This is a genomic window from Methylotenera sp. (assembly GCF_013141425.1).
In the GTDB taxonomy this organism is placed as follows: domain Bacteria; phylum Pseudomonadota; class Gammaproteobacteria; order Burkholderiales; family Methylophilaceae; genus Methylotenera.
Window position 1 is genome coordinate 19950 of the sequence record NZ_JABFRA010000019.1, and the last position, 12448, is coordinate 32397.

General features: G+C 43.1%; 13 protein-coding genes. 5 read left to right on the forward strand and 8 right to left on the reverse strand.

Annotated features, from left to right (window positions below):
• Nucleotides 1-12: 12 nt before the first annotated feature.
• On the forward strand, nucleotides 13-954 hold the full coding sequence (locus tag HOO90_RS01760) for a complex I NDUFA9 subunit family protein (RefSeq protein WP_292838851.1): 942 nt from the start codon (nucleotides 13-15) through the stop codon (nucleotides 952-954).
• Nucleotides 955-969: 15 nt separating this feature from the next.
• A complete protein-coding gene (locus tag HOO90_RS01765; RefSeq protein WP_292838853.1) occupies nucleotides 970-2190 on the forward strand; it encodes a multifunctional CCA addition/repair protein in 1221 nt (406 codons plus the stop codon).
• Here the strand turns inward: HOO90_RS01765 and HOO90_RS01770 are convergent.
• The 7 genes from HOO90_RS01770 to HOO90_RS01800 all read right to left on the reverse strand — a co-directional run bounded on the left by HOO90_RS01770 (nucleotide 2187) and on the right by HOO90_RS01800 (nucleotide 7584).
• Nucleotides 2187-2408, reverse strand: a complete 222-nt coding sequence (locus HOO90_RS01770) for a DUF2788 domain-containing protein (RefSeq protein ID WP_292838855.1) — start codon at nucleotides 2406-2408, stop codon at nucleotides 2187-2189. The genes HOO90_RS01765 and HOO90_RS01770 overlap by 4 nt on opposite strands.
• A 45-nt stretch (nucleotides 2409-2453) precedes the next feature.
• On the reverse strand, nucleotides 2454-2660 hold the full coding sequence (locus HOO90_RS01775; protein ID WP_292838857.1) for a hypothetical protein: 207 nt from the start codon (nucleotides 2658-2660) through the stop codon (nucleotides 2454-2456).
• A gap of 7 nt (nucleotides 2661-2667) precedes the next feature.
• A complete protein-coding gene (gene slmA, locus HOO90_RS01780; RefSeq protein ID WP_292838859.1) occupies nucleotides 2668-3231 on the reverse strand; it encodes a nucleoid occlusion factor SlmA in 564 nt (187 codons plus the stop codon).
• 59 nt (nucleotides 3232-3290) lie between these two features.
• Nucleotides 3291-3935 carry a pyrimidine 5'-nucleotidase gene (locus HOO90_RS01785; RefSeq protein ID WP_292838861.1) on the reverse strand — a complete coding sequence of 215 codons (645 nt, stop codon included), beginning with the start codon at nucleotides 3933-3935 and terminating at the stop codon, nucleotides 3291-3293.
• Between the two features lies 1 nt (nucleotide 3936).
• Nucleotides 3937-4821 (reverse strand): acetylglutamate kinase, encoded by an 885-nt coding sequence (gene argB / locus HOO90_RS01790; protein WP_292838863.1) that lies wholly within the window; start codon nucleotides 4819-4821, stop codon nucleotides 3937-3939.
• Nucleotides 4822-4882: 61 nt separating this feature from the next.
• Nucleotides 4883-6493, reverse strand: a complete 1611-nt coding sequence (gene argA, locus HOO90_RS01795) for an amino-acid N-acetyltransferase (RefSeq protein ID WP_292838946.1) — start codon at nucleotides 6491-6493, stop codon at nucleotides 4883-4885.
• A 356-nt stretch (nucleotides 6494-6849) separates the two neighbouring features.
• Nucleotides 6850-7584 carry a 16S rRNA (uracil(1498)-N(3))-methyltransferase gene (locus tag HOO90_RS01800; RefSeq protein WP_292838865.1) on the reverse strand — a complete coding sequence of 245 codons (735 nt, stop codon included), beginning with the start codon at nucleotides 7582-7584 and terminating at the stop codon, nucleotides 6850-6852.
• Between the two features lie 73 nt (nucleotides 7585-7657).
• On the opposite strand from HOO90_RS01800, the gene HOO90_RS01805 reads away from it, so the two are divergent.
• Nucleotides 7658-8212, forward strand: coding sequence for a thioredoxin family protein (locus HOO90_RS01805; RefSeq protein WP_292838866.1), 555 nt, complete (start codon nucleotides 7658-7660; stop codon nucleotides 8210-8212).
• Complete coding sequence (locus HOO90_RS01810) at nucleotides 8209-9228, forward strand: Gfo/Idh/MocA family oxidoreductase (protein WP_292838868.1); 1020 nt, start codon at nucleotides 8209-8211, stop codon at nucleotides 9226-9228. Before HOO90_RS01805 ends, HOO90_RS01810 begins: the two co-directional genes overlap by 4 nt.
• Before the next feature lie 22 nt (nucleotides 9229-9250).
• Here HOO90_RS01810 and HOO90_RS01815 read toward each other — a convergent pair whose 3' ends face one another.
• Nucleotides 9251-10111, reverse strand: a complete 861-nt coding sequence (locus HOO90_RS01815) for a DNA ligase (RefSeq protein WP_292838870.1) — start codon at nucleotides 10109-10111, stop codon at nucleotides 9251-9253.
• A 304-nt stretch (nucleotides 10112-10415) separates the two neighbouring features.
• Between HOO90_RS01815 and tkt the strand changes: the two genes are divergently transcribed.
• Nucleotides 10416-12401 (forward strand): transketolase, encoded by a 1986-nt coding sequence (gene tkt / locus HOO90_RS01820; RefSeq protein ID WP_292838872.1) that lies wholly within the window; start codon nucleotides 10416-10418, stop codon nucleotides 12399-12401.
• Nucleotides 12402-12448 lie beyond the last annotated feature (47 nt).

A 12448-nucleotide genomic window follows, 5' to 3' on the forward strand; every position in this document is an offset into this window, starting at 1 on the left:
GGTATAAATCAGATGAAAGAAATATGTGTTTTAGGCGGCTCAGGTTTTGTAGGCAGTGCCATCGTAGCAAAGCTAGATGCAGCGGGCTATGCGGTTAAAGTGCTAACGCGCCGTAGAGATGCAGCTAAACATCTGTTCTTATTGCCTAATGTACAAGTTGTCGAGTGCAATGTTCAAGATTATCAAGCGCTGAATAGTGCTTTAAGAGGAGTAGATGCAGTAATCAATTTGATTGGTGTATTGCATCAAAGTCGCCAGCATAGTTTTAATGCCATGCACCATCAGTTGCCAGCGCAGTTAGCCAAAATCTGTGTGGATTTAAATATTAAACGTTTGCTGCACATGAGTAGTTTGCGGGCAGGTAAAAATGCGCCCAGTCAATATTTACGCTCAAAAGGCGCAGGAGAGGCGGCGCTATTGGAGTACCAGCATCAGTTGAACATCACAATATTTAGGCCCTCGATTATTTTTGGTCGAGGTGACAGTTTTATCAATTTGTTTGCTAGCCTTGTTAAAAACTTACCTATTGTAGTGTTGGCTAAGCCCAATGCTAAGTTCCAGCCAGTTTGGGTGGAAGATGTGGCGAGTTGTTTTGTGTCTAGCATAGAAAATACAGATACCTATGGTCATACTTACGAGTTGGCTGGCCCTAGCGTTTACCGTTTCCATGAGTTGGTAAAAACTGTCATGGCGACACTGCAAATTAAGCGACTAATTATTGGTCTGAATGATAGTTTTTCATACTTTCAGGCGCTGGTGATGGAATTCCTGCCTGTGAAGTTAATGTCACGCGATAATATTCGTTCAATGGAAGTCGATAGTGTTAGTGATCAACCTTTTCCAAATGCTTTCAACCTCGTGCCTACCTCTTTAGAATCCATCATTCCACAGTATCTCGTCGACCAAACACCACGTGGTGCGTATGATCGATTTCGTCGCTTCGCAGCTAGATAACATAGGTAAGCTGCCATGCAAATCTATCTGGTTGGCGGTGCAGTTCGCGATGAATTATTAGGACTATCCGTTAAAGACAAAGATTATGTCGTTGTTGGCAGCACTCCTGAAGAAATGCAAGCTAATGGTTTTAAGCCAGTAGGCAAAGACTTTCCTGTTTTTCTTCACCCCCAAACCCATGACGAATATGCCTTAGCTCGTACAGAACGAAAAACTGCTAAAGGCTATAAGGGTTTTGCTGTAAGTGCTTCTGTAGACGTGACTTTAGAAGAAGACTTGGCGCGCCGTGATTTAACCATTAATGCGATTGCAAAAGATTGCGATGGCAAGCTTATCGACCCTTATAACGGCTTAGCAGATATACACTCTAAAACCTTGCGCCACGTCAGTGAAGCCTTTGCTGAAGATCCAGTACGTATACTTCGCGCCGCTAGACTATCAGCCAGATTTGGTGACTTTATAGTGGCAGCAGAAACACAACAACTCATGCAACACATGGTGGATGAAGGGGAAGTGGATGCCTTGGTTGCGGAACGTGTTTGGCAAGAGTTGGCAAAAGGCCTGATGGAGGATAAACCAAGTCGAATGTTTGATGTGTTACGTGCCTGTGGAGCTTTGCGGAAAATATTGCCAGAGCTAGATAAACTATGGGGCGTGCCGCAGCCCCCACAGTATCATCCTGAAGTCGATACGGGGCTACATATTATGCTGGTAATCGATTATACCGCTAGGCAGAACTTTAGCTTGCCAATTCGTTTTGCTGCCTTGATGCACGATTTAGGCAAGGGTACTACACCAATTGAGTTATTGCCTCGCCACATTGGCCATGAAGAACGGAGTGTGCGCTTACTCAAGGAGGTGAGTAAGCGCTTACGCGTACCAAATGATTGCAAAGAACTTGCTCAATTAGTCGCTAAATTTCATGGAAAGTTATATCAAACACTGCAGATGAGACCAAGTACCTTGCTGGAATTTTTAATAGAGTTGGATGCTATTCGACAACCAGCTCGTTTTAAGGATTTTTTAAAAGCATGTGAGGCAGATTCACGCGGTAGAACAGGCTTTGAAAACTGCCCAACACCGGCAGCAGACTTAATGTTAAAAGTGCTGGAAGCCGCATCCAGCATTGATGCTGGCTTAGTGGCAAGTGGGTATTTAGAAACAGAGAAAATTAAAGTCGCTGTGTTTGAAGCAAGATTAGAGGCCGTCAAGCATGCGTTAAAAAATATCGCTTAAATTTTCATATAATGTTGGATGAAATATTTGGCAATATACCCAACCATGCCAAAGGTTAAGCCCAGAAATAATACAAATGTTCCAAACTTGCCGACTTTTGATTCCCAAGCGAGATGGCCGACGATAAATATCATTAGTAACATCAGGCCGCCCACACCGTAAGTCATGCCGAACTCGGTAATTTGTGCTTCAGTGAAGCCAAATATTGTACCTTGCAATTTATTTCTCCAATGTTATTTATTGTGTTGAATGTTTGAAAAGGCTCATTTATTTTTTCCCCAAGAAGCCTCTATGATAGCGCTAATAATAGCACTGGAAAAAAATGCCAAAATAGACAATTCTACCCGAGCCCCATGACCATCTAACGAACTATAAATAGCATAGGATAAAATCAAGCCTATTAAGCATCCAACAATGATACCTAAAGATGTTCCTATTAAAGTAGCTAATGCATCGATAAGTTCGAACATACTATACTTAGGCATTAATAAGCGTGGTGATCTGTTGTTGGACAAACTCAGTTGGTTTTCGTTTAAAACCGCTTTTTGCGAATTGATGCCAGCGGCCAACTACGTAGCATACAATTAAATTTGCCTGTGCTTCAGCATCGGATTTATGGCCTGTTTGGGTTTCAGCAATGCGTAAGCTTTGTTTCAGCGTTACTTCAATTCTATCGTACAGCTGATTGATGCGTAGTTGTAGCTTTTCATCTTCGTTGACTAAGGCATCACCAATCAGTACCCGTGTCATGCCGGGGTTTTTTTCTGAAAAAGCGAGCAACATCGTGATGGTGCGTTGAACTTGTCTTAAACCCTCGGTCTCTTCAGTGCCAATTTTGTTGATTAGACCAAAGATCGTTTCTTCGATAAATGAAATTAAGCCTTCAAACATCTGCGCTTTATTGGCAAAGTGCCTGTATAGTGCGGCCTCACTTACTTCTAACTTTGCCGCGAGCGAAGCGGTGGTAATTTTTTCACGTTTGGGTGATTCGAGCATTTTGGCTAAAGTTTCTAAAATTTGTTGTTTACGTTCACCTGCCATTGATATCCCCTTACAAAAATGGTTTTAATTAACGGTTAAAAATTTCAATTTAAAATAAATTATAACCGAAGGTGAGTAAGTGCTAACACTTTGTCGATGCGATAATCCACAAAATTTGGTTTTTGCTGCTTTTTTGTCACCCAAATCGTTGTCATACCTAATCGTTTGGCGGTCATGAGCGCCGGTAAGCTGTCTTCAAGCATGACGCAATCGCTGGCCTTTGCGTGTATGGTTTTGAGTAACATTTGAAAGCCACGAACAGATGGTTTTCCATGATATTTAGTGGATTCCACACTAAATATCAGCTCAAAACAGTCGCTAATGCCCAATATGTCGAGTACTCGCAAGGCGTAGTTGCGAGGTGCGTTTGTGAATACTAACTTACGTCCTGGAAGGCTTTGCAATAGATGTCGTAAGCGTTTAACTTCTAGCACCATCTCAGGCAAGTTATGTAGCTTGTGGGTATCTTCAAGAAAATGATGTGGGCTAGTACCATGATGCCTCATTAAGCCTTTAAGCGTTGCACCATAAATGCGCCAGTAATGCTGGCGTAAATGATGTGCAGCTGATTCATCTAGGCTTAAATGGTCCATAATATATTCCGTCATGGTGCGGTTCATTACGGGAAAGATATGTGCCGAAGCATTATGTAATGTGTCGTCTAGATCAAAAATCCAGACTTTTGATTTGTTGCTTAGTGCCAATTTATTTGGCCTTAATCAGCGTACCTACACCTTCATCAGTTAATACTTCTAGTAACAGCGCATGCTCTACACGACCATCAATAATGTGAACAGCTTTTACACCACTTCTTGCAGCATCCAATGCCGAGCTAATTTTAGGCAACATACCACCAGACAATGTACCGTCTGCCACTAATTCATCTATTTGCTTAGGCGTAAGGCCTGTCAACAACTCGCCACTTTTATTCAGTACGCCAGGTGTATTGGTCAGTAAAATTAATTTTTCAGCATTTAAAATTTCAGCCAATTTACCTGCAACGACATCGGCATTGATGTTATAAGTTTCGCCATCTTTGCCCACACCAATGGGCGCTACTACTGGAATAAAGTCACCAGAATCTAAAAAATTAATAATGCTTGGGTCAATTGCACTAATCTCGCCCACTTGGCCGACATCAATAAATTTAGTGGGGTCATTCATGTCTTCCATCAACAATTTATGGGCATGAATGAAATTGCCATCTTGCCCAGTTAGCCCAACAGCCTTGCCGCCGTGACGGTTAATCAAATTTACGATTTCTTTGTTTACTTGGCCGCCAAGCACCATTTCAACCACGTCCATGGTTTCAGCATCGGTCACGCGCATGCCTTGAATAAACTCGCCTTTTTTACCGAGTTTATCTAACATTTCATTGATTTGTGGTCCGCCACCATGTACTACGACAGGGTTCATGCCAACCAGTTTGAGTAGCACCACGTCTTGTGCAAAACATTGTTTCAGGTGCTCGTCTGTCATGGCGTTTCCGCCGTATTTAATGACAATAGTCTTATCAAAAAAGCGTTTGATGTAAGGTAAAGCCTCAGCAAGTGTGCGGGCTTTTTTTGCGGCAGTGGTTTGACTTAACATAAGATTTCCGTGAGTCGATATTTGGTAGATTGTACTTTGTGTAATTGTAACCAAAATTTGCCTACAAGGTTTTGCTAAAAACCTTTGAATTTCGCTGAAAGTTATAAAGTTTTTGTTTTTCGGCGGGCAGTTTATCCACACTTTGTTCCGTAAAACCACGCTCTAAGAACCAGTGTTCGGTGCGGGTAGTGAGGCAGAATAAGCTTTTAAAACCAATTTCCTTCGCTTGATTGGCACAAAAATAAAACAATTTATCGCCGCGTCCCCCACCCCTGTAAGCGGGATCAATCGCTAGGCAAGCAAACTCAGCCATACGTTCAGACTTAAATGGATACAAAGCCGCGCAACCAATGATGCGATTATCATGCTCCATCACATAAAAATGTTCAATTTCCATTTCAATATGTTCGCGTCCACGTCTGACCAAAAAACCTTCCGCCTCAAGAGGTTCAATCAGTTTTAATATGCCACCAACGTCGTCAATATTGGCTTGACGCATACTTTCTAAGCTCAACTCGGTCACCATGGTGCCAATACCATCTAGCGTGAACAACTCTTGAATAATCGCGCCATCAATGTGGCGAGAAATCAAATGTGTGCGGGCCACGCCGTGTTCACAAGCCCTGACAGCGGCTGGTAAATAATAGTTAATGTCTTCAGAAATATTAATTGCCTGTTCATTATCTTTTACATTACGCAATAAGTTTTTAGCTTTTTCAGCAGTCATCTCACGTAACAATTCACCACGTAAGTTATGTACGCCTTCAGAATCCATTAAAAAAATAAGCTTGTCTGCATCAAGTGCCACTGCGGCGCTAACGGCGACATCTTCTAAACTTAAATTGAATGCCTCGCCAGTAGGGGAATAACCGAGCGGAGAGAGCAAAACCAATTCGTTGTCATCAAGACGTTTTTGTATGCCAACAGCATCTACACGGCGCACTTCGCCTGTGTGCTGTAAATCCACGCCTTCACGCACGCCCATTGGCTTTGCCGTCACAAAGTTACCACTCGCCACGCGGATGTCAGCACCCGCCATGGGTGAGTTGGCAATGCCCATTGATAGCAAGGCTTCAATTTCCACCCGCACCGCGCCGTTGGCTTCTTTAACCGCCTCCATTGCCGCATCATCGGTTACACGTAAACCATTATGAAACGCTGGAGTGAGTTTGTCGCGCTTGAGGCGCTGTTCAATTTGCGGTCTTGCGCCATGCACTAATACCAAGCGCACCTCTAAACTGGCTAGTAAGTTTAAATCGTGCGAAAGTGCCACAAATTGTTGCTCACTTACCACCTCACCACCAAACGCAATAACAAATGTACTGCCACCAAACGCGTGAATATAAGGTGCAGCTGACCTAAACCAATTTACGAATTCTTTAACATTTGAGGCGTGTACTTTTCCAGCGGCGTGTGACAACGTGGTTAAGTTGGGCTGGCGCTGTTCTTGCGCTGATAATGCAGCTTTTGGCATATCGCTTTGCAAGTATAAATAGGCTGGAGTGCAATTAAGCGCTTCAGCTATCTTGCGTAGTATCGTTTCGCTAATGCCCAATTCGCCGCGTTCAATTCGTGATAAATTACCCGCGTCTGCACCTACTTTATTTGCAAGTGCTTGCAGAGTCATGTTTAGCGCTTTGCGCTGATGGCGTATGGTGAGCCCAATGGTCATATTCGATAAAATAGTCATATAATTTGTAATATTTACAATAATATAATATTTTTATGTAAAAAATGCAAATTATATGATTGAAAAGAGTTGTTTTTACTCGAGACCTAACTCTTTGACGATTAAATGATTTCAGGTAATTACAGTTTTGGGATTGATAAAGTGTTGATGAAGTATCTCTTTGAGCTTTAGAAATACTTGTTCTTTGTCCATGCGATTGTTTGCCTTTAGTGCTAGTTTTTGGAGGCAACGTGCAGAGAATACGCCAACGGTGTAAATACTTCCAGCTTTTTCGTTAGTGATTTTTATGTCAAATTCTTTTTCGGCGTACATTAGAAATTCAACAGTATCTAAGCCCACTAAAAGTCACCCCAAAGCGCTTGAAATGAGGCAATAGAGGTTGGCCCTGCGGTTTCTGTACGTAAAATTCTAGGACCTAAAATCACCGATTGAAAACCTAGTGAAAGTGCTAAATTAATTTCTGATTGCGATAAACCACCTTCAGCGCCAATAAGCAGCTGAATTTCGCCACTGGGTTGTGTAAGTTCGGCGATACGTTTTGCGCCGACTGGGTTAAGTAGAATACGAGTAGCTTTAGATTGGGCATTAATACTTAGCCAGTTTGCAAGCGTTTTGGGGGCTAATACTTGTGGAATAAAAGCTCGACCGCATTGCTCACAAGCTGAAATCACAATGTTTTGCCAATGCTCTAAACGTTTTTCGGCTCGTTCCGCAGAAAGTTTTACCAAGCTACGCTCAGTAGCAATGGGTTGAATGGCTTTAACGCCTAGTTCCACTGCTTTTTGTATGGAGTAATCCATGCGGTCGCCGCTCGAAATGCCTTGTAATAATGTGATGTTAAGTGGTGATTCGGTGTTCACCTCAAACGCACTCAGCACCTGTGCTAAAGTGGCATTCTTTTGTACAGAAGTCAGTTCACATTCAAAATCAAAACCGCTGCCATCAAACAGCACGAACTTATCGCCCACGCTTAAACGCATCACTTTTGCGGCGTGAATAGCGGCGTTATCAGAAAGTTTAACGGTGCTACCCTCGCGAAGTTTTTCGGGGCTGTGGAATCTAAGGTTGCTCATGGTGACAGTTTAAATAAAAAATCATAAAGTGGTAATATAAACCATTAAGAATTAATAAAACTTAAGGAAACGCATGGCAAGCATCAACCCACCTGTTTGTGATTTTGGCTGGCAAGCGCCCGATTTTAATTTACCGAACATTGATGGCAGTATGGTTTCGCTTGATACAAGCATGGGTAAAAACGGCTTGTTAGTCATGTTTATTTGTAATCACTGCCCCTATGTAAAAGCAATATTGCCAAGACTGATTAATGACGTACGTGAGCTTAAAGCGCTAGGAATTAATACAGTAGCGATTATGTCCAACGACCCCACAGACTACCAAGAAGATAGCTTTGAAAGTATGCAAAGAATCGCTAGCGAAATGAATTTCCCGTTTCCATACTTGTTAGATGAAACACAAGCGGTCGCTAAAGCTTATGATGCGGTTTGTACTCCAGACTTTTTTGGCTTGAATAATAATGGTGAATTGCAATATCGAGGCCGCTTTGATGAGTCTCGTAAAGATACAGCCCCGAATAGTACAAGAGATTTATTTCATGCAATGAAACTTGTGGCTGAAACTGGCACGGGGCCAAAGGAGCAAATTTCAAGTATCGGATGTAGTATAAAGTGGAGTGAAGTATGAGTAAACTTAAATGGGGCATCCTTGGGGCAGCGCGTGTTAATGAGCGATTGCTTCCCGCAATTATTGAAGCCTCTAATTCGCGGTTGGTTGCCATCGCTAGTCGTCGAGCAGGTGCAGCAAAAGCGACACTGCAAAAATATGCGCCTTGCTATAGCGAAAGCCTGGCTTGCTACGACGACATGGATGCCTTAATCGCAGATAAAAATGTGGAGGCTATTTACTGCCCAATGGCAAATGAGGAGCATAGAGAGTGGGCTTTGAAAGCCATTAACGCTGGCAAGCATGTATTAATTGAAAAGCCTATGGCGTTGACGGTAAACGATATTCAAGAAATTGAAGCGGCCGCCATTAAAAGCAAAGTCAAAGTGATGGAGGGCTTCATGTATCGCTTTCATCCGCAACATGCGCGTGTGCAAGAGATTGTGCAATCAGGTTTGATTGGCGATGTGCTTTCAGCGCGCGCCAGTTATTCGTTCTTAATGAAGCAGCCACGCATGTACCGCATCAACCGAAACATAGCACAGGGTGGTGGCGCGCTGTGGGACATTGGCCCCTATGCGATACATTCACTCCGGTGGTGTTTTGGCTTAGAACCTATTTCTACTATTGCGCATGCTAAATTGAATGAACATGGCGCCGATATTGTCACTAGCGGTGTATTAGATTTTGGCAACGACGCGGAAGGTCGCGCACGTTTTGGTCATTTTGACATTAGCTTTGAGCGTAGCCGCAAATCAGAATATGAAATCATCGGCACCAAAGGTTGGGTAAAGTGCCATGCGGCTTGGGTGTTTCAAAACGATGTACCAGTGATTTCATGGGCTTTAGAAGATGGTAAATACGCCGAAGAGCGTTTTGCGCCTAGCAACCATTTTGTGCTGGAAATTGAGCACTTTAGTGATTGTGTCTTAAGTAATAAACCAACGTTCTTGACTTTTGCCGATGCTAAAGCGAATTGCGCTGCCCTCCAAGCCAGTATTGATGCGGCTTCTGGCGGCTTAAAAGTAACTCTTTAATCATCATCTATTATAAAATATATTAAGGCTCATTTCTAACACGTAAGAAACTTGCGAACTTTGGTTTGCCAGTTTTGGTGATGTCGCGATACGTATAAGTCACTGTACTACCAATTTTTGGTGGATTTTCGCGTTGTGCATCGGTAAAGCCTGTGCCAAGTTTAAAGCGAATGCCTTCTAAGGTTTCAACGACAAGTGCGCCTAGTTTGCCTTTATATTTACCTCGTCCTGGCGTGTGAGCAATCACCTTGGCTTCAGCATCTAATAGCGGCTTTACCTTAAGTAGAACGTCACTGCGGCCCGTGATGTATTCTGCATCTGCACGATGTAGCATTAAACCTTCGCCGCCCTGCGCGACCACTTGTTTAAGTTGCTTGTTAAGCGTGGCTTCGTCGTTTACTTGGTATTGCTTTACTGCTTTTAGGTGCGGAACATTGGCTTGTTTAACGATTTCTGTAATGCGTTTCGCTCGCTCGGCAAACGTACCTGTTGCGTTTGGTAGTTCAAATACCATGTAAGAGATGCTGCGCCACTCTTCGTCCATCGGCACGTCTTTTCTCACCGCGCCAGAAAGCGCATCAAACTTGCCATGGCCAAGCCACAGTTCGCCATCAAGTGGCATTTTTGGTAAACCTTTTGTGAACCATGTTGGCGCTGCAATGACGCGTCCTGTTCGCGTGTGGAAAATGCTTCCATCCCACACAGCACGCACGCCATCGTATTTTTCACTCACTAAATATTGTTTTACATCGATGCCGCGCTGATAAACCTGCGCTAGTAGCACATTGTTGTCGCTTTGCTTGGCTAGGCTTTGCGTGGTGAATAGTGCAGTTATCATCAAGCCTGCGATAGTGAATAAAAATATTAGACGAGTAAGTTTCATCGCAATAGTTTAAAACATTATGCAAAACACTGGTGAATATGTTGTTAGCACATCAAACAAATTATAATAAATACAACTTTCTCTATGCCAAACACCGCCTAAACCCTTGCTGAAAAAGGCTAATTAAGCAATAATTTAATCTTTGCCAAAAAGCAGGTCATTCATCTGGCTTTTTGAAGAATTCAATCAAGGTTTTATCCGATTTTCTATAAGACTTGCAGTGATGTTCAAGCCAACGCAGTGTTTAAATAGTGAAATCGGATTCGAATCGTAAAACTACAAGTTATTTATTAGGGAGAAAACTATGGCAACACGTAAAGACCTAGCCAACGCTATTCGTGCGTTATCTATGGATGCTGTACAAAAAGCTAACTCAGGCCACCCAGGTGCGCCTATGGGCATGGCTGAAATCGCTGAAGAGCTTTGGAACCACCATCTAAGCCATAACCCAAAAAATCCAAATTGGTCAAATCGCGATCGTTTCGTGCTTTCTAATGGCCACGGTTCAATGTTGATTTACTCATTGCTACACCTAACAGGTTATGCATTGCCAATGGATGAGTTAAAGACATTTCGCCAATTGCATTCTAAATGTGCTGGTCACCCAGAATACGGCTATGCACCAGGTGTTGAAACAACAACAGGTCCATTAGGTCAAGGTATTGCAAACGGTGTTGGTTTCGCAATGGCTGAAAAATTAATGGCTGACCAATTCAACAAACCAGGTAACGAAATCGTTGACCACAGAACATACGTGTTCTTAGGTGACGGCTGTATGATGGAAGGCGTTTCTCACGAAGCTTGTGCTTTAGCTGGTACTTGGGGCTTGGGCAAATTGACAGCATTCTGGGATGACAACGGTATTTCTATCGATGGTCATATTGAAGGTTGGTACACAGACGATACAGCTAAACGATTTGAATCATATGGCTGGCACGTTCAATCAGTAGATGGTCATGACGTTGCTGCTATCGGTAAAGCAATTGATGCAGCTAAAAAAGTAACAGACAAACCATCATTGATTTGCTGCAAAACAGTGATTGGTATGGGTTCACCAAACAAATCTGGTTCACATGATTGCCACGGTTCTGCATTGGGTTTAGAAGAAGTTGCAGCGACTCGTGCAAACATCGGCTGGCCACATGAGCCATTTGTAATCCCAGCAGATGTATACGCTGGTTGGGATGCAACGGCTAAAGGTGCTGCTGCTGAAGCGGCTTGGAATGATAAATTTGCAGCATATTCAAAAGCATTCCCAGCGGAAGCTGCTGAATACAAACGCCGCATGTCTAACGAATTGCCAGCTAACTGGAAAGCAGAAACAAACAAAATTATCGCTGCAATCAACGAAAAAGCAGAAGGTGTTGCTTCACGTAAAGCCTCACAAAACGCAATTGGTGCATTAGCGCCGTTGTTGCCAGAATTCTTAGGCGGTTCAGCAGACTTAACTGGTTCTAACTTAACATCTTGTGGTAGCTTCAAACACGTAGATGCTAAAAACCCAGGTAACTACATCTCTTACGGTGTACGTGAATTTGGTATGGCAGCAATTATGAACGGTATGGCATTGCACGGTGGCGTATTGCCATTCGGCGGTACTTTCCATATGTTCTCAGACTACATGAAGAGCGGTATGCGTATGTCTGCGTTGATGCATCAACGTGTAATTTATGTATTAACGCATGACTCTATCGGTCAAGGTGAAGATGGTCCAACTCACCAACCAGTAGAAAACACTTCAGGCTTACGTTACATTCCTCGTATGGATGTATGGCGTCCAGCTGATGCAACTGAAACAACAGTAGCATGGGTTGCAGCTGTTGAGCGTAAAGATGGTCCAAGTAGCTTGGTACTTTCACGTCAAAACTTGCCAGGTGTTAAACATGATGCTAAAGACTTTGATTTAATCCGTAAGGGGGGTTATGTATTCTCTGACTGTGCTGGTAAGGCAGATGTCATCATTATCGCTAACGGTTCTGAGATGGAATTAGCTGTTAAGGCAGCGGCAGAGTTGAACGCAGCAGGTACAAAAGTACGTGTGGTTTCAATGCCATCAACAAATGTATTTGACCGTCAAGATAAAGCATACAAAGACAGCGTGTTGACTGCAGGCATTAAACGCGTTGCTGTTGAAGCGGCGCACCCAGATTTCTGGCGTAAATATGTTGGTCTAGAAGGTGCTGTAGTTGGTATCGACACATTCGGTGAATCTGCACCAGGTGGCGTATTAATGAAACACTTCGGCTTTACAGTTGAAAACGTTGTAGCAACAGTTAAATCGGTGCTGTAATTTTAGGCGCTGTAATTTAACTAGCAGCTTAGTTTAATAGGGCGCCT